At 73.4% G+C, this 20,215-nt stretch carries 23 protein-coding genes; 16 read left to right on the top strand and 7 right to left on the bottom strand.

Annotation, left to right across the window (positions count from 1 at the left end; genetic code table 11):
- Nucleotides 1-105 precede the first annotated feature (105 nt).
- Nucleotides 106-1,281, bottom strand: a complete 1,176-nt coding sequence (locus ACWAT2_RS03355; RefSeq protein WP_402370964.1) for an acyl-CoA dehydrogenase family protein — start codon at nt 1,279-1,281, stop codon at nt 106-108.
- A 150-nt stretch (nt 1,282-1,431) separates the two neighbouring features.
- Here ACWAT2_RS03355 and ACWAT2_RS03350 point away from each other — a divergent pair, with 150 nt between their 5' ends.
- The 3 genes from ACWAT2_RS03350 to ACWAT2_RS03340 are packed head-to-tail and all read left to right on the top strand — an operon-like array spanning nt 1,432 to nt 4,644.
- A complete protein-coding gene (locus tag ACWAT2_RS03350) occupies nt 1,432-2,985 on the top strand; it encodes an AMP-binding protein (protein ID WP_402370967.1) in 1,554 nt (517 codons plus the stop codon).
- 55 nt (nt 2,986-3,040) lie between these two features.
- The gene (locus tag ACWAT2_RS03345; RefSeq protein WP_402370969.1) at nt 3,041-4,177 is read left to right on the top strand and encodes a D-alanine--D-alanine ligase family protein; all 1,137 of its coding nucleotides are present in this window, start codon (nt 3,041-3,043) and stop codon (nt 4,175-4,177) included.
- A 53-nt stretch (nt 4,178-4,230) separates the two neighbouring features.
- Nucleotides 4,231-4,644, top strand: a complete 414-nt coding sequence (locus ACWAT2_RS03340) for a VOC family protein (protein ID WP_402370972.1) — start codon at nt 4,231-4,233, stop codon at nt 4,642-4,644.
- A gap of 40 nt (nt 4,645-4,684) precedes the next feature.
- On the opposite strand, the gene ACWAT2_RS03335 is transcribed toward ACWAT2_RS03340, so the two are convergent.
- The gene (locus ACWAT2_RS03335) at nt 4,685-5,152 is read right to left on the bottom strand and encodes a DUF3515 domain-containing protein (RefSeq protein ID WP_402370974.1); all 468 of its coding nucleotides are present in this window, start codon (nt 5,150-5,152) and stop codon (nt 4,685-4,687) included.
- A gap of 51 nt (nt 5,153-5,203) precedes the next feature.
- On the opposite strand from ACWAT2_RS03335, the gene ACWAT2_RS03330 reads away from it, so the two are divergent.
- Nucleotides 5,204-6,244 carry a thiamine-phosphate kinase gene (locus ACWAT2_RS03330; protein ID WP_402370976.1) on the top strand — a complete coding sequence of 347 codons (1,041 nt, stop codon included), beginning with the start codon at nt 5,204-5,206 and terminating at the stop codon, nt 6,242-6,244.
- A gap of 127 nt (nt 6,245-6,371) precedes the next feature.
- Here ACWAT2_RS03330 and ACWAT2_RS03325 read toward each other — a convergent pair whose 3' ends face one another.
- On the bottom strand, nt 6,372-6,899 hold the full coding sequence (locus ACWAT2_RS03325) for a GNAT family N-acetyltransferase (RefSeq protein ID WP_402370978.1): 528 nt from the start codon (nt 6,897-6,899) through the stop codon (nt 6,372-6,374).
- A gap of 156 nt (nt 6,900-7,055) precedes the next feature.
- Nucleotides 7,056-7,247, bottom strand: a complete 192-nt coding sequence (rpmB, locus tag ACWAT2_RS03320) for a 50S ribosomal protein L28 (protein WP_106268555.1) — start codon at nt 7,245-7,247, stop codon at nt 7,056-7,058.
- Nucleotides 7,248-7,415: 168 nt separating this feature from the next.
- Between rpmB and ACWAT2_RS03315 the strand changes: the two genes are divergently transcribed.
- The 10 genes from ACWAT2_RS03315 to mutM all read left to right on the top strand — a co-directional run bounded on the left by ACWAT2_RS03315 (nt 7,416) and on the right by mutM (nt 16,844).
- The gene (locus ACWAT2_RS03315; protein ID WP_402370980.1) at nt 7,416-9,155 is read left to right on the top strand and encodes a DAK2 domain-containing protein; all 1,740 of its coding nucleotides are present in this window, start codon (nt 7,416-7,418) and stop codon (nt 9,153-9,155) included.
- A complete protein-coding gene (locus tag ACWAT2_RS03310) occupies nt 9,152-11,398 on the top strand; it encodes an ATP-dependent DNA helicase RecG (RefSeq protein ID WP_402370983.1) in 2,247 nt (748 codons plus the stop codon). Before ACWAT2_RS03315 ends, ACWAT2_RS03310 begins: the two co-directional genes overlap by 4 nt.
- 45 nt (nt 11,399-11,443) lie before the next feature.
- Complete coding sequence (locus tag ACWAT2_RS03305; protein WP_402370985.1) at nt 11,444-12,526, top strand: endonuclease/exonuclease/phosphatase family protein; 1,083 nt, start codon at nt 11,444-11,446, stop codon at nt 12,524-12,526.
- 24 nt (nt 12,527-12,550) lie between these two features.
- Nucleotides 12,551-13,141, top strand: coding sequence for a 16S rRNA (guanine(966)-N(2))-methyltransferase RsmD (gene rsmD / locus ACWAT2_RS03300; RefSeq protein ID WP_402370987.1), 591 nt, complete (start codon nt 12,551-12,553; stop codon nt 13,139-13,141).
- 76 nt (nt 13,142-13,217) lie between these two features.
- Complete coding sequence (gene coaD / locus ACWAT2_RS03295; protein WP_402370990.1) at nt 13,218-13,709, top strand: pantetheine-phosphate adenylyltransferase; 492 nt, start codon at nt 13,218-13,220, stop codon at nt 13,707-13,709.
- A 10-nt stretch (nt 13,710-13,719) separates the two neighbouring features.
- On the top strand, nt 13,720-14,277 hold the full coding sequence (locus ACWAT2_RS03290) for an SPFH domain-containing protein (protein WP_402370993.1): 558 nt from the start codon (nt 13,720-13,722) through the stop codon (nt 14,275-14,277).
- Between the two features lie 172 nt (nt 14,278-14,449).
- A complete protein-coding gene (locus ACWAT2_RS03285) occupies nt 14,450-15,001 on the top strand; it encodes a YceD family protein (protein ID WP_402370995.1) in 552 nt (183 codons plus the stop codon).
- A gap of 2 nt (nt 15,002-15,003) precedes the next feature.
- On the top strand, nt 15,004-15,198 hold the full coding sequence (rpmF, locus tag ACWAT2_RS03280; protein WP_106268541.1) for a 50S ribosomal protein L32: 195 nt from the start codon (nt 15,004-15,006) through the stop codon (nt 15,196-15,198).
- A gap of 1 nt (nt 15,199) precedes the next feature.
- Nucleotides 15,200-15,922 carry a ribonuclease III gene (gene rnc, locus ACWAT2_RS03275; RefSeq protein WP_402370997.1) on the top strand — a complete coding sequence of 241 codons (723 nt, stop codon included), beginning with the start codon at nt 15,200-15,202 and terminating at the stop codon, nt 15,920-15,922.
- The gene (mutM, locus tag ACWAT2_RS03270; protein ID WP_402370999.1) at nt 15,915-16,844 is read left to right on the top strand and encodes a bifunctional DNA-formamidopyrimidine glycosylase/DNA-(apurinic or apyrimidinic site) lyase; all 930 of its coding nucleotides are present in this window, start codon (nt 15,915-15,917) and stop codon (nt 16,842-16,844) included. The genes rnc and mutM overlap by 8 nt, the downstream gene beginning before the upstream one ends.
- Here mutM and ACWAT2_RS03265 read toward each other — a convergent pair.
- Complete coding sequence (locus ACWAT2_RS03265; protein WP_402371002.1) at nt 16,798-17,409, bottom strand: TetR/AcrR family transcriptional regulator; 612 nt, start codon at nt 17,407-17,409, stop codon at nt 16,798-16,800. The genes mutM and ACWAT2_RS03265 overlap by 47 nt on opposite strands.
- A 59-nt stretch (nt 17,410-17,468) precedes the next feature.
- On the opposite strand from ACWAT2_RS03265, the gene ACWAT2_RS03260 reads away from it, so the two are divergent.
- Entirely contained in the window at nt 17,469-18,233 is a 765-nt protein-coding gene (locus ACWAT2_RS03260) for a DUF3995 domain-containing protein (RefSeq protein ID WP_402371005.1), read from the top strand.
- Here ACWAT2_RS03260 and ACWAT2_RS03255 read toward each other — a convergent pair.
- Nucleotides 18,230-18,826 (bottom strand): GNAT family N-acetyltransferase, encoded by a 597-nt coding sequence (locus ACWAT2_RS03255; RefSeq protein WP_402371007.1) that lies wholly within the window; start codon nt 18,824-18,826, stop codon nt 18,230-18,232. The genes ACWAT2_RS03260 and ACWAT2_RS03255 overlap by 4 nt on opposite strands.
- Nucleotides 18,827-18,958: 132 nt before the next feature.
- Here ACWAT2_RS03255 and ACWAT2_RS03250 point away from each other — a divergent pair, with 132 nt between their 5' ends.
- A complete protein-coding gene (locus ACWAT2_RS03250) occupies nt 18,959-19,246 on the top strand; it encodes a hypothetical protein (protein ID WP_402371009.1) in 288 nt (95 codons plus the stop codon).
- Nucleotide 19,247: 1 nt separating this feature from the next.
- Here the strand turns inward: ACWAT2_RS03250 and ACWAT2_RS03245 are convergent, their stop codons facing one another.
- The gene (locus ACWAT2_RS03245) at nt 19,248-20,192 is read right to left on the bottom strand and encodes an NAD(P)-dependent oxidoreductase (RefSeq protein ID WP_402371012.1); all 945 of its coding nucleotides are present in this window, start codon (nt 20,190-20,192) and stop codon (nt 19,248-19,250) included.
- Nucleotides 20,193-20,215: the final 23 nt, after the last annotated feature.

The raw sequence follows: 20,215 nt of genomic DNA, 5'->3' as shown, positions 1-20,215 counted from the left end.
CGCTCGACCTGCTGCTCGACGGGCTGGAGCGGGCCGCCTCGCCGCGAAGTAGGGCCTCGTGTGCTTCTGGAGTGCCCGCGGCGCTCTCCCGCAGTGCCGGAGGCTCTACTCCGCGAGCGGGCCGAGCAGGGACTGAGCCACCTGGGCGTGGGCCGACTCGTCGTCGCTGGGGTGGAAGATCCCGGCCAGCACGTCGCGGTACAGCCGGCCGAGCTCCGAGCGGTTGAAGTACGTCGAGCCGCCCGAGCAGCGGATCGCCTCGTCCACCACGTACCGCGCCGTCTCCGTGGCGCGCACCTTGAGCCCCGACGTCGCGCGGAAGTATCCGGCGCCCCGGTCGACCTGGCCGTCGATCTCGCCCGCCACCTGGTCGAGCTGCGGCCAGATGCCGTCGAGGGCCAGCGCGGCCGACGCGATGCGCCAGCGGATGTCCGGGTCCTGCGAGTACGCCTTGCCGGACTTCATGGAGGTGCGCCGGCCGGAGGTCTCGACGGCGAGCTCGAGCGCACGGTCCGCGATACCCGTGTACACACCGGCGAGCAGCAGCTCGAAGCTGGTGAAGATGCCCAGCACGTACGGGTCGAGGCTCGGGCCGGGCGGGAGCCGGCGCATGATCCGGTCGGCCGGGGCGCGGGCGCCGTCGAGCACCGTGGTGCACGACTGCGAGGCGCGCATGCCGAGCGTGTCCCAGTCGTCGAGGATCTCGAAGCCGCCCCCGACGCGGGTGACGAAGGCGTGCACGATCCGCGGGTCCTCGGGGTCGGTGTCGTCCAACCCCATCACGCCCAGGCGGGTCCAGCCGGGGGAGTTGGAGGTGAAGATCTTCCGGCCATGGAAGCTGTAGCCGCCCTCGCCGTCGCGCCGGGCCTCGGTGCGTGAACCGAGCAGCACGAGGTCGTTGCCGGCCTCGGAGTAGCCGAACCCGAAGACCTCGCCGCGGACGGTCTCGGCGAGCAGCCAGTCGAGCGAGTCGTCGCCGCGCTCGTGGAGGTAGCGCGCGACCCCCACCCAGACGTGGTGCATGTTGACGGCGAGCGCGGTGGCGGGCGCCGCGCCGGCGAGGCGGGCCTGCTCGCGGATCGTCTCGCGCAGGGTCAGGCCGCCGCCGCCCAGTTCCGTCGGGACCATGGCGCGCAGGTAGCCGGCGCCGGCCAGGTCGGCCAGATCCTCCGTGAAGAACGAGTTCTCGCGGTCGTGGATCGCGGCGCGCCCGCGGATCGTCGCGAGCAGGTCGTCCGAGAGGAGCTGGCGGTGGGTGAAGGAGGCAGGGTCGACGGCCATCCGTCGATTCAACCACCACCCGGCGAGGATGTGTCGCTCCAGGGCATACCGTCCGGTCGGTCTTTTCCGCTAGGCTGCACCCAGAGCGGTCGACGACGACCGCAACGACGAGAGGAGCCACCGTTGGTCATCCGTAGCCCTCAGGCAGACGTGGAGATTCCTGACGTCAGCCTGTACGACTTCCTGTTCGCCGACCTGACCGGTGCGGACCTCGACAGAGTCGCCCTCATCGACGGCCCGAGCGGCGACAAGACCACCTATGGCACGTTGCGCGCCCACGTCGACGCCGTCGCCGGCGCGATCGCGGCCCGCGGGCTCGAGCCCGGCGACGTCGTGGCGCTGCACAGCCCGAACGTGCCCGCCTTCGTCAGCGTGTTCCACGGACTGCTGCGCGCCGGCGTCACGGTCACCACCGTCAACGCCCTCGCCTCCGGGACGGAGGTCGGCAAGCAGCTGATCGCCTCCGGCGCGAAGGCGCTGATCACGGTCTCCCCCCTGCTGGCCCAGGCCACCGCGGGCGCCAAGGCTGCCGGCCTCGGCGCCGACGACGTCGTCGTGCTCGACGGCGCGCAGGGGCACGCGAACCTGCGGGACCTGCTGACCTCCGGGGCGCCGGCGCCCGACGTGACGTTCGACCCGGCCACCCACCTGGCCGTGCTGCCGTACTCCTCGGGGACGACCGGTCTGCCCAAGGGCGTCATGCTCACCCACCGCAACCTCGTGGCCAACGTGCTGCAGGCCGAGCCCTACATCCCGCTGACGAACGACGACGTGATCCCAGCCGTCCTGCCGTTCTTCCACATCTACGGCATCACGGCACTCATGAACGGCGGTCTGTACCAGCGGTCGGCCCTGCTGACCATGCCCCGGTTCGACCTCGAGGAGTACCTCGGCATCATCACGAAGCACCGGGCCACGGTGCTGTTCGTCGCGCCCCCCATCGCGCTGGCGCTGGCCAAGCACCCGCTGGCGCTCCAGGCCGACCTGTCGAGCGTGCGGCTGCTCAACTCCGGGGCCGCACCGTTCGACGCCCAGCTCGCCGCAGCCGTCGTGCAGCGGATGCCGCACGCCCACGTCGGCCAGGGATACGGCATGAGCGAGCTGTCCCCGATCTCCCACATCATCCCGACCGGGCGGTCCGACATATCCCCCGGCTCCATCGGGCTGCTGGTGCCGAACATGCAGGCCAAGATCGTCGACCCCGCCACCGGCGAGGAGATCGAGCAGCCGACCGAGGGCACGAGCGCACCCGGCGAGCTGATGTGTGCCGGTCCCAACGTCATGGTCGGCTACCTCGACAACGAGCAGGAGACGCGAGACACCATCACCGCGGACGGGTTCCTGCACACCGGTGACATCGTCACGGTCGACGCGGACGGCGTGTTCACGGTGGTGGACCGGCTCAAGGAGCTCATCAAGTACAAGGGCTACCAGGTGCCTCCCGCGGAGCTCGAGGCGCTCCTGGTGGCACACCCGCAGATCGCCGACGCCGCGGTGGTCGGGGTACCGGACGGGGCGGGCGAGGAGCTGCCCAAGGCGTTCGTCGTCCTCGCAGACGGCGCCGAGCTGTCCGCCGACGACGTCATGGAGTACGTGGCCGCCAAGGTGGCCCCGTACAAGAAGATCCGGCTGGTGGAGTTCACGCACGCCATCCCCAAGTCCGCCGCGGGCAAGATCCTGCGCAAGGACCTCAAGGCCGCGTGAACGCCCCCGTGCGCGGGGGTCGGAGCAGGTGACAGGTCCGGTAGTGTCGGGGCCGATGTCCGAGAACAAGCCTCCTGCCCCCGCGCGCAAGCCCCGTGTCGCACTGCTGTTCGGAGGCCGTTCCGGCGAGCACTCCGTGTCCGCGTCGACGGCGGCCGGCGTGCTCGGAGCGATCGACCGCGACCGGTACGACGTCATCCCGGTGGGGATCACGCGCGCGGGCCGCTGGGTGGTCGCCGAGGACCGCGTCGAACGCTGGCAGATCGCCGACGGCCGGCTCCCCGAGGTGACGTCCGACGACGGCACGGAGGTCGTGCTGTCCCTCACCTCGGGCGAGGGTGCGCTGCGCGTGCTGGAGCCCGGTCAGGTGCCGAGCCTGCTCGGCGAGGTCGACGTCGTCTTCCCCCTGCTGCACGGCCCGTTCGGCGAGGACGGCACGGTGCAGGGGCTGCTCGAGCTCGCCGACGTGCGCTACGTCGGGGCGGGCGTGCTGGCCTCCGCCGTCGGCATGGACAAGCACTTCATGAAGCTCGTGCTGGCCGGTCACGGCCTGCCCGTCGGACCCTACGAGGTGGTCAAGCCCCATGAGTGGGTGGCCGACCCCGAGGCATGCGTGGCCCGGATCGGTCGGCTCGGCCTGCCGCTGTTCGTCAAGCCCGCTCGCGCCGGGTCGTCGCTGGGCATCACCCGGGTCGACGACCTCGCCGAGCTCCCGGCCGCGATCGAGGCGGCCCGGGAGCACGACCCCAAGGTCGTCGTCGAGGCAGGCATCGACGGCCGTGAGATCGAGTGCGCCGTGCTGGGAGGCCGTCGCGGGGAAGCGGCACGAGCCTCCCTGCCGGGAGAGATCGTCGTCGACGGTACGCACGCCTTCTACGACTTCGAGGCCAAGTACCTCGACGAGGCCCACGTGGAGCTGGACTGCCCCGCCAAGCTGCCGGACGCCGTCGTCGACAGGATCCGCGAGCTCGCCGTCCGCACGTTCGAGGCCGTCGAGGCCGAGGGGCTCTCACGGGTGGACGTCTTCGTGACGCCGGACGAGCAGGTGATAGTCAACGAGATCAACACGATGCCGGGCTTCACGCCGTTCTCGATGTACCCGCGCATGTGGGAGGCGTCCGGCCTGAGCTATCCCGAGCTGGTCGACGAGCTGATCCAGCTCGCGCTGGAACGGCCCACCGGGCTTCGCTGACCACGGGCTCGCCTTTCCGGGGTCGTGTCGGACCCGTCTGGCACGGTGAGCGCATGGACCAGAGGTTGAGTCTTGTCACGCTCGTCGTCGCCGACCTGGGCGCCACCCGTCGCTTCTACCTGGACGGTCTCGGCTGGGAGAGCTACCTGGACGTCCCCGGGGAAGTCCTCATGTTCCAGGTCGGTCCGCACCTCGTGCTCTCGCTGTGGGACGAGAAGGCCGCGCTCGACGAGATCGGCCCCGTCCTCCGCGGTGGGACGCCGCCCGTGACGCTGGCGCACAACGTCGGCCGGCCCGACGAGGTGGACGCGGTGCTGGACGATGCGCGCCGTGCCGGTGCACCGACCATCGGCGACGCCGTGGAGCGTGAGTGGGGAGGCTACTCCGGATACTTCACGGACCCGGACAGCTTCCTCTGGGAGGTGGCCTTCGCGCCGGGGCCGCTGGGGGAGCTCGTGGTCCCCTGACGGCCTCGGCGGGACTGGCACTACCTCGGACGGGTGGGAATCAGGTGCAGTGCCGGGTGGCGGGCACCAGGTCGACGGCCGGGGTCAGGTCCGCGATGAACGACGTCGAGTGGTCCTGGGTCACCGCGGGCGGCACCGTCACCTCGATGGCCGGCTCGCGACCGTAGGTGGTGAAGCGCCAGGTGCCGTCGTCGCCGCTCGCCACGATCCAGTCCACCGTCCCGCTGGAGGACTCGATGCGCTGGCAGTCGGCGGACGGGCCGGGCGGCGTCACGCCACAGCGCAGGGTCACCGCAGCCCCGGGAACGCCCCAGGCGGCGGTCGCCTGCGAGTTGGTCCGTGCCATCTCCAGGTCGCCCGAGACGACGTCCGGCAGGGCCAGCATCACCGACGCGCATTCCGGGTTCGTCGCGTCCTCGGCGGCCTCGACCCCGATCGTGGGGGCGCAGGCAGCGAGCAGTGCGAGGGCGGGCAGGCAGAGCAGCGCGCGGAGGCGACGAACGGGCACGCGCCCACGGTACCCGCCCGCGACCGGCCGGCCGACGGTTAGGGTTCCGTCGTGACCGACCCCACCGAGCGAGTGCGTGACCTCGACGAGACAGAGCTCCTGGCCCGCATCTTCCCGCTCCTGCCGTCCGGCGACGCCGTCGACGTCGGGCCGGGCGACGACGCCGCCGTCGTGCGGGCACCCGACGGGCGAGCCGTCGTCTCGACCGACGTGCTGGTCGAAGGCCGTCACTTCCGCCGGTCCTGGTCCACCGGGTTCGACGTCGGACGGCGAGCCGCCGCCCAGAACCTCGCCGACATCGCGGCGATGGGTGCGCGGACCACGGCTCTCGTCGTGTCCCTCGTCGTGCCGGACGACCTGCCCGTCGACTGGGTCACCGGGTTCGCCCGCGGGCTCGCCGACGTCGCCACCCCCGCCGGTGCTGCCGTCGTCGGCGGTGACCTGTCCGGAGGCGACGCGATCGTCGTCGCCGTCACCGTGCACGGCGACCTCGACGGGCATGCGCCCGTCCTGCGTTCCGGGGCCCGACCCGGCGACGTCCTCGCGCACTCCGGGGTCCTCGGCACCTCCGCCGCCGGCCTCGCGCTGCTCGCCTCCGGTGCGGCGACGCCCGGCGACGGGCTCCCGGGCGCACCCGGGCCGCTCGCGCCCTACGTCGCCGCCTACCTGCGCCCCGAGCCGCCGCTCGCCGACGGCCCGGCCGCCGCTGCAGCGAGAGCCAGCGCCATGCTGGACGTCTCCGACGGACTGCTGCGAGACGCCGGACGGCTCGCCCGGGCCAGCGGCGTCACCATCGACCTGGCCAGCGGCCACCTCACCCGCGACGTGACGACACTGATCCCCGCAACGGTCGAGCTCGCGGTCGGCGCCGACAGCGCGGACGGCTGGCAACGGGCGCACGGCTGGGTGCTGTCCGGGGGAGAGGACCACGGGCTCCTCGCCACGTTTCCCGCCGAGGTCGCCGACCAAGGGCTGCCCGCCGGGTTCCGTGAGATCGGCGAGGTCGGGGAGGTCGCCGGTGACGGACCGCGGGTGCTGCTCGACGGCGAGGAGCCCCACGAGCCGGAAGGATGGGACCACTTCAGGGCGTAAGGTCGGCGCGGCCCGCACCGTCCGCTGCGCTACGGGTCAGCGCTCGTCCTGCCGGTCGCGCTGCCCCTGCACTCCGCTACCGGCGCGTGCCTCGTCCCGCGGCCCGCACCGTCCGCTGCGCTACGGGTCAGCGCTCGGCGGCACGGAGGAAGCGGATCTCCGTCACCGGCACGTCGTCGATGTCCTCGATGCGCTCGATGCCGTCGGGCTGGAAACCGTGACGGCGGTAGAAGTGGTGGGCTCGTGCGTTCTCGTTCAGGACCCACAGGGTCATGCGCACCGTCGGCGAGACGTCCGCCAGCACCGTGCGCATGAGGTCTCGGGCGACGCCGCGCCCCCACGCCTCGGGGTCCAGATAGATGGCGTAGAGCTCCAGGCAGCCGTCCTCGGCGTCCTCGTCGCGGGACGGGCCGTAGCTGGCGAACCCGAGGGTGCGGCCGTCGGCCTCCGCGACGATGGTGGTGCCCCGGCCGGAGGTCAGGATCGTCTCCCACCGCTCGGCGCGCTCCGCCACGTCCAGGGAGTCGAGGTAGGAGGCCGGGAGCACGTGCGAGTAGGCGCTCTTCCAGGAGGTCACGTGCACCCGGGCGATCGCGGCGGCGTCGGAGGTCGTCGCCGAACGGATCACCACGTCGTTGTCGGTCTCCACCATCATGAAATCAGACTGCCACGTCGAGGAAGGTTCGCCTAGAGCTACGGGTGAACACTTCACGAATCCTTTGCCGTCGGCGGACGTCCCGGGCACAGCAGAACGCCCGCCGGGAGGACCCGACGGGCGTCTGTCATGTCGTTGCGCCGAGACGGCGCGGGCTCATGCCTTGCGCTGGACCTTGCCGGCCTTGAGGCACGAGGTGCACACGTTCACGCGCTTGGGAGTGCCCGCGACGACAGCACGCACGCGCTGGATGTTCGGGTTCCAGCGGCGCTTGGTGCGGATGTGGGAGTGCGAGATGCTGTGCCCGAAGCCCGGGCCCTTGCCGCAGACGTCGCAGTTGGCAGCCACGGTTTCTCCTGAATCGTCGTGCACGTCCCGCGCACCATGGCAGCAAGACGTGAGGTGTTGATGGTCTGGGGGCGCCCGGAAGTCCGGGCAACCACACGAGGATAGCCGATAGACGGCTCCGGGCTCAACAGCGCCGACGTCGGGTTGGTCACCGCTACGGTGGGGGACGTGGTCCAGCCCGAGCTTCTCGACGCCTCCGTCGTCCGTGCGTGGGCACGTGCCGCGACCGACGCCCTCGCCACCGCTCGGACGGGGCTCGACGGCGTGAACGTCTTCCCGGTGGCCGACGGCGACACCGGCACCAACATGTACCTCACCGTGCGGGAGGCCGGCGCCGCGATCCACGACGCGGACGACGGAGCGAGCGGTGCACGCCTGCTCCGGCTGGGCGCCCGGGCCGCGCTGCTGCAGGCCCGTGGCAACTCGGGCGTGATCCTCAGCGAGTGGTGGCGAGGACTGGCGCTCGCCGCGAGCCGGCGCGACAGCCTCGGCGTGGCGCTGGACGTCGCCGCGCGGTCGGCGCGCCAGGCCGTCGCGCACCCGGCGCCGGGCACCATCCTCACGGCCGCGGACTCCGCGGCCGCCGCGGCCCGACACGCCGAAGCCGGTGGCATGGTCGGCCCGCTGGGCGCGCCGGAGCGCCTCACGGTCCTGGACGCCGCACGCCGGGGCGCCCGGGAGGCCGCGCTGCGCAGCGTGGGCACGCTCGCTCCCCTCCGGGCTGCCGGCGTGCTCGACGCCGGTGCGTGCGGCCTGCTGCTCGTGCTCGCCGCGCTCGCCGAGGCCCAACGGTTCGTGGGCGTGGCGCCCGGCCGCAGGGGAGTGTCGGAGCCCGAGGGCATTATGGAACCCGTGCTGCTCGACCTGGACCTCAACGGCTACCAGCGCTCGGACGGCGGGACCGGCACCGGTCACCTGTCCCCGGCGACGGAGAGCGAGGCCGGGGTGAGCGACGAGGTGGAGCTCATGTTCGTCCTCCACCGTGCCGCCGACGCCTCGGGGTTCCGGCCGGGAGCCGTGGCCGACGCCCTCCGTGCCGACCTCGACGAGGTGGGCAACTCCGTCGTCGTCGTGGGCGGGGGCACGGGCGACGCGGCCGGCGAGGACGAGTCGGTCTGGCAGGCCCACGTGCACACGCCGGAGCTGGACCGGGCCCTCGAGGTCACGCGCCGATGGTCGGGCCGCGGCGCCGTCTCCCGGGTGCACGTCCGTCACCTCGCCGTGCCGCCAGCGGACTGGGCGGTCGTGACGACGACGTCGGCCCCCGCCCTGGCCACGGAGCTCGCCTCCGGTGGTGCCGTCGTCCTGCTCGACCTCGACGTCCCTCCGGTCGCGGAGGACCTCGCGCAGGCGGTCCTCGGCGCGGGGACGCCGCACGTGCTCGTCCTCGCGCCGCCGGCCGTGCTCGGAGACGCCGGGCTGCAGGACGCGGTCGACGCGCTGGCCGGACGCGACGGGGTGGCCGAGGAACCCGCCGACGTGCCCGTCGTCGTCGTCGTCCCTGCCGCGAGCGACGTGCACCTGGTGACCGCCGTCTCGGCGCTCGCGGGAGCGCTCGACGCCGCAGGTCATGCCCGGCAGCACGCCGACGTCCCCGCCGTCGTCCGCGCGGCCCTCGACCGGTTGCGCGCAGCGCGGGCGGCCGCGGCGGACGCGCCCGACGAGCTGGCGCGGCTCGTGCCGACGCTCGGGGCAGAGGCGGGCATCGTCGCGCTGCTGCCCGACCTGGACGTGCCGGCGGAGGTGGTGGAGTCGCTTGCCGAGCACGCAGCGTCGGTCGCTGCGGGAGCCGACGTCCTCGTGCTGCCCACCGGGCGGGCTGGCGATCAGGTGGGGATCGGCGTCGAACCGGCGGAGGATCCCGGGGACGAACCGGCGATCGGGGTGCTGAGCAGGGAGGCCTGGTGACCGGACGGCTGGCTGAGCCGCTCACGACGACGCTCGGGAAGCGCGCGGCGGGACCGCTGGCCAAGATGGGGCTGGAGACCGTCGACGACCTGCTGCGCCACTATCCGCGGCGGTACGGCGACCCGGGCCGCCTCACGGACATGAACCAGCTGCAGCTCGGCGAGCACGTGACGGTCATGGCGCGCGTCGCCCGGGCTACGGTGCGCCCGATGCGCAGCCGCGGCGGGGCGCTGCTGCAGGCGACCGTCACCGACGGGCACCACGAGCTCGGCCTGACGTTCTTCGCCAAGCGTGCCGGTGCGCTGCGCCCGCACGAGGACAAGCTGCGCCCCGGCCGGTCCGGGCTGTTCACCGGCGTGGTCTCCGAGTACCGCGGCACCCGCCAGCTCACCCACCCGGACTACATCCTGGTGGGCGTCGACGCGGACGACGACGAGGAGGCGATGGTCGAGGCGTCACGCCCCATCCCCATCTACCCGGCGACCGCCTCCGTCCCGACGTGGCGCATCCAGCGGGCGGTGCGCACGGTGCTGGACCCGCTGACCGAGGACGATGTCGACGACCCGGTGCCGGACGAGGTCCGGGCGCGGCTCGGCCTCCCGACACGCCTCGACGCCCTGCGTGCCGTGCACGTGCCCGACTCGGCCGAGCACTGGCAGCGGGGCCGCCGTCGGCTGCGGTTCGAGGAGGCGTTCGTGCTGCAGTCCGCGCTGGCCGAGCGCCGGTCCCGCGCCGCCGCGGAGGAGGCCACGGCCCGGCCACCGCGCCCGGCGGGCCTGCTCGACGACTTCGACGCGACGCTGCCGTTCACGCTCACCGACGGTCAGCGTCAGGTGGGCGAGCAGGTCGCCGCCGAGCTCTCGCAATGCCGGCCGATGCAGCGGCTGCTGCAGGGCGAGGTCGGCTCGGGAAAGACCGTGGTGGCCCTGCGCGCCATGCTCCAGGTGGTCGACGCCGGTGGGCAGGCGGCGCTGCTCGCGCCGACCGAGGTGCTCGCGGCCCAGCACGCCCGCACCCTGCGCGGGATGCTCGGTCCGCTGGCCGAGGGCGGGCTGCTCGGCGGTGCCGCGCACGGCACCCGGGTCGCCCTGCTCACCGGCTCGCTGGGCGCCGCCGCACGCAAGGAGGCCCTGCTGCAGGCGGCGAGCGGCGAGGCAGGGATCGTGGTCGGCACGCACGCCCTGCTCGGCGAGCAGGTGCAGTTCGCGGACCTCGGCCTCGTGGTGGTCGACGAGCAGCACCGGTTCGGCGTCGAGCAGCGGGACGCGCTGCGGGCCAAGGGCCGCGTCGCCCCGCACCTCCTGGTCATGACGGCGACGCCGATCCCGCGCACCGTCGCGATGACGGTGTTCGGCGACCTGGAGACCTCGACGCTGACGGAGCTGCCCGCGGGGCGGGCGGGCATCACCTCCCACGTGGTGCCGGCTGCCAACCCGCGCTGGAACGAACGTGTGTGGGAGAAGGTGCGCGAGGAGGTCGACGCGGGCCGGCGCGCCTACGTGGTGTGCCCCCGCATCCACCCGGACGACGACGTCGACGTGCCCGGCGGCGCGAGCGCACGCACGGCGGAGTTCGACGACGTCCCCGAGTTCCTCGACCTGTCCGACGGCGAGGGTTCCGACCGTGCGCCGCTGCGGGCCGTGCTGGAGGTCGCCGACATGCTGCGCTCGATGCCGCGGCTCGCGGAGATCGAGGTCGGAGTGCTGCACGGCCAGCTCCCGCCGGCCGAGAAGGACGCGGCCATGGCGCGGTTCGCGTCCGGCGAGGCGCCCGTGCTCGTGTCCACCACGGTCGTGGAGGTGGGGGTGGACGTGCCGGAGGCCACCGTCATGGTGGTGTTCGACGCCGACCGGTTCGGCATCTCCCAGCTCCACCAGCTGCGCGGCCGCATCGGGCGCGGGGGCCATCCTGGCCTGTGCCTGCTGGTCTCCACGGCGCAGCCCGGGACGCCCGCGGCGGCCCGCGTCGAGGCGCTCGCGGCGACGACCGACGGCTTCGAGCTCGCCACCCTGGACCTCGAGCTGCGGTCGGAGGGCGACGTGCTGGGGGCCGCCCAGTCCGGCCGGTCGAGCTCGCTGCGGCTGCTGCGTGTGGTCAAGGACGCCGACCTGATCGCCGAGGCGCGCGCCGAGGCCTCGCAGGTGGTCGCGGCGGACCCGGGGCTGAGCGGCCACCCGGCGCTCCGGGACGCCATCGCCGCGCAGCTCGATGCCGAGCAGGAGGAGTTCCTGGAACGGGCCTGAGCGTGGCGACCGGCGCGGTCCGCCGCCGCTGGATACGGTCGGGTCGTGAACACCGTCGCGACGCCCGGCCGCCCGGCGCGCCCCCGGCGACGGCCGGCCGCTCGCCGCTCGGGCCGGGCAGTTCGGCCTGCGGCCCGTCCGGGAAAGCGGCCGTCGAGCCGACCGCAGGACCGGCCCTCGATCCGGGCGGCAGGGCTGCCGGCGGACGGACGCTCCGGGACGGTCCTGGCCGTGGTGGCGGCGTCGACAGGTCTGCTGCTGGTCGCCCACGGAGCGCTGCCGGACGTCGGCGGCCTCGGCAGCCTGGTGGAGACGTTCCTGCCGTGGTCCTGCCTGGTGCTGCTGGTGCTGGGTGTGCTGGCGGCGCGGCGGCGGGCGACGGGTGCCGGGCTCTCGGTGCTCTTCGCCACCGGCATATGGCTGTGGGTCTGCTGGCCCTTCTCCTCCGCGACGCCGGCGCCCCGGCCGAACCTCGTCGTCGTGCACCACAACGTCGCCGACACGAACGCCGAACCGGGCGCGACCGCAGCGGTGCTGCTCGAGCCGGAGCCCGACGTCGTGACGCTGGTGGAGGTGACGCCGCAGCTCGACGAGGCGTTCACCGGGGCCTTCGCCGAGGATCTGCCGTACCGAGCGGTCGAGGGGACCGTCGGCGTGTGGTCACGGTTCCCGCTGGTCGGTGGCGAGCCGGTCGATATCCGCCCGCCGGACGTGGACGCGTCGTGGGAGCGCGGCCTGCGGGTCGTCGTCGACACCCCGGACGGCTCGGACGTGCGGGTGTACGCCGTGCACGCGCCGTCCGTCCGGCTGGGTCTCCAGGGGTTCGGCTCCGGACCGCGGGACGCGTCGTTGCGGATGCTCGCGGAGGTGCTGGCGGAGGACTCCTCGTCCGCGATCGTCGTGGGTGGCGACCTCAACACCACTCTCGCCGACCGTGCCCTGGATCCTGTGCTCGACCAGGTGGCGACGCCTGCCGGGTGGGGCTTCACGTTCCCGGCCGCCCTGCCCGTGGTCCGCATCGACCACGTGCTGGCGCGAGGTGCAGAGATCACGCGGGTCGCCACGCTCGGGCGCACGGGCAGCGACCACCGTCCCGTGGTGGCCGAGGTCGCGCTCCCGTCCGACTGACCCACGGCGGCTACGCTCGGCGGCATGACCAGGATCGTCGCCGGTACCGTCGGCGGGCGCACCCTCGCGGTGCCGCCGTCGGGCACCCGGCCCACCAGCGAACGTGTCCGCGAGGCGATGTTCTCCCGTCTGGAGCACTACGGGGTGATCGACGGCGGTCGGGTCCTGGACCTCTTCGCCGGGTCCGGGGCGCTGGGGATCGAGGCCGCCAGCCGTGGTGCGGCGCAGGTGCTGCTGGTGGAGTCGGCGCGCAGGGCCGCCGAGGTCGCCCGGCGCAACGTCGAGACCCTCGGGCTGGGCGGCACCGTACGCGTCCTGGCCGAGCCCGCGGAGCGTTGCACGGCACGGCTGGCGGCCGACGGCGTCGCGGACGGTCCGGGCGGACCCCTCGACCTGGTGCTCGTCGACCCGCCGTACGACCTGTCCGGCACGGTGCTGGCGGGGATCCTCGCCGACCTGGCCGTGCCGGGCGTGCTCGCACCGGAGGCGGTCGTCGTGGTCGAGCGCGCGCGGCGCAGCGGCGAACCGGACTGGCCGGACGGGCTGGCGGCCATCGCCACGAAGACCTACGGGGACACGGCGGTGCACTACGCGGAACCGGCCGAGCGGTCCTGAGGCCGGTCGCGGTCGGCTGCGGGCCACTCCGGGGAGCCTCGGCCGGATCCGGCGCCCACCGCGTTAGCGTCGGGGCGTGAGCATCGCAGTCTGTCCCGGGTCCTTCGACCCGATCACGTTCGGACACCTCGACATCGTGCGCCGCGCGGCGCGCCTGTTCGAGGTCGTCGTGGTCGGTGTGGCCCGCAACGCCTCCAAGTCCGCCCTTCTGACACCTGACGAACGGATCGAGGTGGTGCGCGGCGCGCTCGCGGAGGACCCGGACCTCGCTGCGGTGCGGGTGGAACCCGTGCCCGGTCTGCTGGTCGAGTTCTGCCGACAGGTCGGGGCCAGTGCCGTGGTGAAGGGCCTGCGGGGTGGCGCGGACTTCGACGGAGAGCATCCGATGGCCCTGATGAACCGACACCTGAGCGGCGTGGAGACCGTCTTCCTGCCGGCCGAGCAGCGCTACGCCCACGTGGCGTCGTCGCTGGTCAAGGACATCGCCCGCTACGGCGGGCCGATCGACGACCTCGTGCCGCCCGCCGCGGCCGAGGCGGTGCGCGCCGCCGTCGCGCACCGAGCGTGAGGAGCACCACATGACCGAGACACAGAACCCGACCGCCGGACTGCTCGAGATCATCGACGACCTGGCCGCTCTCATCGAGAACGCGCGTACGTCGCCGCTGTCGACGAACGTCAAGGTCGACCGTGAGCAGGCTCTGGCTCTGGTCGAGGAGCTGCGTGACGCGTTGCCGACGCAGGTCGCACGGGCCGACGACGTCCTCGCCGATGCCGAGCGGACGCTCGAGAACGCGCATCGCCAGGCCGAGGAGGTCCTCGCGACGGCCCGGGCACGGGCGATCGAGCTGGTGCAGGCCGAGCAGGTCGTCGTGCAGGCCGAGTCGCGTGCCGCGGAGATCGTCGCCGACGCCGAGCGGCAGGCCGCCGCGCTGCGCACGGACGCCGACGAGTACTGCGACGGGCGGCTCGCCGACTTCGAGGCCGACCTCGGCAAGCTGAGTGCCCAGGTCCAGGCCGGCCGCGCCAAGCTCGCCGACCGGTTGAACACCGGTGCGCCGCGGGTGCGCTGGGATGCCGTCCAGGACCCGGAGTGGCCCCAGAACGGCGACCGTGCACAGGAACGCAGCGCCTGAGCGGTCGGCGTTGCGCACGTCACGCCGTCGCACCGTTGGCCGAGGTCGGGGGATCGCGTAGAATGGAGCGCTGGTCCGCTCGGACCACAGAATCCCCACCACCTGCGTGTGCCGCTCTCGGCGCGCCCATCCTCAGGAGCTGCTCATCACGACCGACAAGCGATCGCCACTCGTGCTCGACACGCACGAGCTGTCGCGACGTCCCGGCACCATGCGGGAGGTCGCGCGTGTCGTCGCCGCGCCTGCCGACCTGGGCACGGCGGTCATCGGAGTGCCCGAGGGGGCCGACCTCACGCTGGGGCTGCGCCTCGAGTCGGTGATGGAGGGCGTGCTGGTCTCCGGCGTCGTCCGGGGGACGGCCGTGGGGGAGTGCGTGCGGTGCCTCGACGAGGTCCGTGACGAGGTGACGGTGCGCGTCCAGGAGCTCTTCGTCTACCCGGAGCGGGCCCAGGCGGCCGACGAGTCGGGCGACGACGAGGCCGAGGACGAGCCGGAGCTGACCGACGACCTGGCGGACATCGAGCCCGTGGTTCGGGATTCGCTCGTGACTGCACTACCATTTCAACCGCTGTGCCGGCCGGACTGTCCCGGGCTGTGCTCCCAGTGCGGAGCGCGGCTGGCGGACGACCCCGAGCACCACCATGACGTCGTCGACCCTCGCTGGGCGGCGCTGCAGACCATGCTCGAGCAGTCGAGCGTGTCCGACGAGACGAAAGAGAGCTGACCGTGGCTGTTCCGAAGCGCAAGATGTCGCGCAGCAACACCCGTGCGCGTCGATCGCAGTGGAAGACCACCGCGGCGACCCTCACCACGTGCCCGAGCTGCAAGGGACAGAAGCTGTCCCACACTGCGTGCCCGACCTGCGGCGCGTACAAGGGTCGTCAGTACGCGGAGGCGCTGCGTACCGAGCACGCCGGCTGAGATGCCTGCAACCGGCCCCGCAGCTTCTTCCGGGAGGCCGGCGCCGCGTGATCTCCTCGAGAAGCTCGGGGTCCATCTGGATCCCGAGCTTCTCGTGCTTGCCCTGACGCACCGTTCCTTCGCGCACGAGGCCGGCGGGATCCCCACGAACGAGCGGCTCGAGTTCCTCGGCGACACCGTGCTCGGCCTCGTGGTGACGGAGGCGCTGTACCGACGGCACCCCGGCAAGCCCGAGGGTGAGCTGGCGAAGATGCGCGCCGCGACCGTGTCCCAGCGGTCCCTCGCGGCGATCGCCCGCCGCCTCGAGCTCGGGCGCTACGTGCTGCTCGGCAAGGGCGAGATGCGCACCCGCGGGTACGACAAGGACTCGATCCTGTCGGACACCGTCGAGGCGCTCCTCGGTGCCACCTATCTCTCGCACGGTCTCGAGGTGTCCCGCGAGCTGGTGCACCGGCTCGTCGACGAGACCCTCGACCACGCCGCGGACCTCGGCGCCGGCCTCGACTGGAAGACGTCCCTGCAGGAGGCCGCCGCGGAGCGGGGCTTCGGTGCGCCGGTCTACTCGGTCGTCGGGGACGGCCCCGAGCACGCGCGCCGGTTCGAGGCGCAGGTGACGGCTGGCCCGGTGATCGGCATCGGCCGGGGCACCGCGAAGAAGCACGCGGAGCAGGCCGCCGCCGAGCAGGCCTACCGCGCGATCACGGCGATCCCCGTCGGTGCCTGAGCTCCCCGAGGTCGAGACCGTGCGCGACGGTCTCGACCGGCTCGTCGTCGGCGCCGTGGTGCAGGACGCCGAGGTCTTCCGTGACTACTCCGTGCGCCGGCACGACGGCGGCCCGGGCGGCTTCGCCGACCAGCTCCGCGGCCGGCGCGTCGTCGGCGCGGCGCGCCGCGGCAAGTACCTGTGGCTCCCGCTCGACGAGCCGGGTCACGAGCCGTCGGCGGCGCTGCTCGCGCACCTCGGCATGTCCGGCCAGCTCCTCGTCCGCGACCCGGCGGTCGCGGGGGAGTGGACGCACCCCCACCTGCGCGTCCGGTTGCACGTCGAGGGAGCGCCCTCGGGTGCGCGCTACGTGGACTTCGTCGACCAGCGCACCTTCGGTCATCTCTCGGTCACCGACCTGGCACCGACGGCGGACGGCGCGCCCGGCGGGTACGGCTCGCCGCTGCCCGCGGTGCCCGAGCCGGTGGCGCACATCGCCCGCGACCTGCTGGACCCCGCGCTCGACCGCGAACTCGTGGTGGCGGCGGTGCGCCGTCGTCGGACCGGGATCAAGCGTGCGCTGCTCGACCAGACGGTGGTCTCCGGCGTGGGCAACATCTATGCGGACGAGGCGCTGTGGCGTGCTCGCGTGCACTTCGCCCGCGCCACCGACACGATGACGCGGCCGGTGGTGCACCGCGTGCTCGACGCGGCGGCCGAGGTGATGACCGAGGCGCTCGGCCAGGGTGGCACGAGCTTCGACGCGCTCTACGTCGACGTCAACGGTGAGTCGGGCTACTTCTCCCGCTCCCTGGCGGTCTACGGGCAGGCCGGCGAGCCGTGCCCCCGGTGCGCGACGCCGGTGCGTCGCGACGAGTTCATGAACCGCTCGTCGTTCACGTGCCCCCGTTGCCAGCCGCGCCCGCGGCAGGGTCGCTGGTAGCCGGTTCGCGGGTGGCCGCGCCGTCCGTCGGCGGTTCGAGGCTCCAGCTCACCAGCGCGGCGATCGCGCCCCGGCCGAGGGCCTCACCGCCCGCGTGCCGCATCGCGTAGTCCCCGAGCAGAGTCCGGTAGAGGACGGCGGCGCGGCGGTGGGGGTCGGCCGCGCCGGCCTCGGACAGCAGGCGGGTCAGGTAGTCGGTGCGGGCGGCGTCGACCGCGCTCGCAGCGGCGCGTGCGCGGGCGTCGCGCGCCGCCCAGGCCCGGACCCCGACGTCGAAGCCCCGATCGGTGTGGTCGAAGGAGTGGCGCAGCAGCTCGCGCAGGCGTGCCTCGGGATACCGCGCGGTGTCTTCGAGCTCGGCGATCACGTCGGCGACCCCGGCGTGCTGCCAGTGCACGAGAACGGCGTCGAGCAGGGCGTCCCGGTTCGTGAAGTGCCAGTAGAAGCTGCCCTTGGACACGCCGAGCTCGGTGGCGAGGGGCTCGACGCGCACGGCGTCGACGCCGTCGGCGGCGAGGCGGCGCGCCGCACCGCGGACCCAGTCGGAGGCGGAGCGGGAAGCCATGCGTTGACCATACGCTACCGTACGGTTAGCGTGACCATACGTAACCGTATGGAGGAATCATGCTGGTCGGTGCCGCTCTGCTCCTCGTCCTCGTCGGGATCCTGCACTCCGTGCTCGGCGAGGTCGTCGTCCTGCGACCGCTCCTCGCCGCGCCCGGCTGGCGGATCCGGGTGCCGCGCCGGGACGCCGATGGACTGCTGCGCGGTGCCTGGCACCTCACCTCGATCGCCTGGTGGGCCGCCGCCGGCGTCCTGCTCGGCGCCTCCGTCCCGGTGACGATCGGGGTGATGTGCCTGGCCTCGGCGGTGCTGTTCCTCGTGCTCGTCCGCTGGTACCTGGCCTGGCCGCTGTTCACCGCTGCCGGCCTGCTGTCGCTCGCCGCGGCCGGAGCTGTGCCCCCGTGGGCGTGGTGGGTGATCATCGGGAGCGCGGCGCTGGTGGCGGCGGTGGCGGCCGGGTTCCACGTGGCGTGGGCCGCCGGGGCCTCAGGCGGTCCGCGAGACGTCCTGCCGCAGCGGGCGGGCACCCGTGAGCCGGTCGGTCTGCCCGGCCGATGGGCGACGCTCGCGGTCGCCGCGGCGCTGCTCGGCTACGTCGCGGTCGTGCTCGCGCTCGGACTCGGCGCTCCCGGTGCCTGGTGGGCTTGGTGCGGTATCGCCGCGCTCGTTGTCCTCGTCGCGCGCGTCGTCGGGGACGGGCGGTACGTCGGCGTCCTCAAGCGCGTGCGCGGCACTGGCTTCGCCCGCGCCGACGACCGGTGCTGGACGCCCGTCGTCGGCCTGCTCGCAGCGGGGGCGGGTGCGTCACTGGCCCTCGGCGGTTAGCGCGAGGGGTCGCGGTCGGCCGCAGGAACCGGCCGAGGCGCGTCCGACGGCCGCCACTCACGCCGGAGCAGCCCGTACACCCGGCTGTCGGACACGTCACCGTCCACGACGCAGTCCTCCCGCAGCGTCCCTTCGTGCACGAACCCCAGCTTCTCCAGGACCCGCGCGGAGGCGAGGTTGCGGGTGTCCGTCTCGGCCTGGACGCGGTTGAGGTCCAGCGTGTCGAACGCCCAGCGCAGCAGGGCGTGCGCCGCCTCGGTCATGTAGCCGTGACCCCACGCGGACCGGTCCAGGCAGTAGCCCAGCGACGCGCTGCGAAAGTCGGGGTTCCAGGCCGACACGGCGCACCACCCCACGAAGGCCCCGTCCGAGACGCGGTCGATCGCGACCCGGGCGCCGGAACCCTCCTGCGCGAGCCTCTCGCAGACCTCGACGAACCGATCGGCGCGAACGCGGTCCGTCCAGCGCGGGGAGTCCCAGTAGCGCATCACCTCGGCATCCGTGTGCATCGCGAACAGGTGATCGGCGTCGGCCCCGGCGAAGGGCCGCAGGTGCAGACGAGAGGTGTGCAGCTCGGGTGTCGGCAAGACCATCAGCACATCGTGGGCCACCAGGCGGCGGTGGTCCACGAGAATTCCGGACATCGTCCACGGCTCCGCGACGGCACACGCCTTAGGCTCGGTCGCCGGGCCACCAACCCACCGATCGACCGACAAGGAGCACCCGTGCTGGACGCCGACAGCCTCAACTCCGCCGTGGCCCTGGTCGGGCCGGTGGCGGCGTCGTTCCTCACCACGCGCTACTGGGTGGCGCGCGACGACGATGACACGCGCCGTCACCTCTGGTTCGCCCTCTACCTCGGTGTCGTGCTGGCCCTGCTCGTGGTCGTCCTCGCGACGACGCCGCCCGAGGAGCGCCTCAAGAGCGTCGGCTTCTTCTTCCTCGTCACCATCGGTGCGACCTACCTCCAGGAGCGCCGCCACGTGCGGCAGCGGGGCCGGGCCGCCCGCTGAGTCAGCGGTCGACGACGTTGCGCAGCTCCGCGGCGCCGCCGGCCAGCCATCGCCGTGCCTGCTCGGCGACGAACCGCGCGGCGCCCTGCGGGCGCCCGCCGGCGACGTGCGGGGTGAGGACGAGCCCCGGAGCGTCCCACAGCTCGGAGTCCGCGGGGAGCGGCTCGGTCTCGGTGACGTCCAGCGCGGCGCCGGCCAGCGCGCCCGAGCGGAGCGCGGCGACCAGGGCCGCCTCGTCCACCGTGGCGCCGCGGCCGGCGTTCACGAAGCGCGCGTGCGGGGGCAGCATCGCCAGCACGGAGGCGTCGAGCGCGTGGTGCGTCTGCGGCGTCGCGGGCAGCAGCGAGACCAGGGCGTCCGCCGTCGGCAACACCTCTGCCAGGCGCGACGCCGCCACGACCGGGTGGCCGTAGCGCTCACCGTCCGACGACGCCACACCCGTCACGCGGGCGCCCAGCGCCGCGAGCTGCGGTGCCAGGACGGCCGCGATCGAGCCGAAGCCCCAGATCACCACGTGGGCACCGCGCAGCGTGAACTCGGACTCCGCGTGGGCCTGTTCACGGCCCAGGTCCCGGTCCCACTCGTGCCGCCGCTGTGCCGCCAGCGTGCGGTCGAGCCGGCGCACGGAGGCGAGCAGCATCGCCAGGGTGTGCTCCGCGACCGTCGTGTCGTGCAGCCCCCGGCCTGAGGCGATGACCACGTCCGGCGCGAACCCGGTAGCCAGCGCCTGGTCCGGTCCGGCGTTGAGGGTCTGCACCCAGCGAAGCCGGGACAGCCGGCGCGCGGCGTCGTCCATGACGCGCTGCGGGCTCGCCCACGTGACCATCGCCTCGGCGTCTAGGTGCTCGTCCGGCACCTCCTCACGCATCACGTAGGGGGCGACCTCGACCCCCTCGACGTCGATGGTCAGGTCGAAGGGCACGTTGCTCGGCACGAGGATCTTCACCGTTCGGACGTTACCCGAGACGC

This window comes from Isoptericola sp. GX10416 (assembly GCF_056590155.1).
Note: the sequence above shows the minus strand (reverse complement) of the source record. Positions and strands in the feature narration are given on the sequence as shown.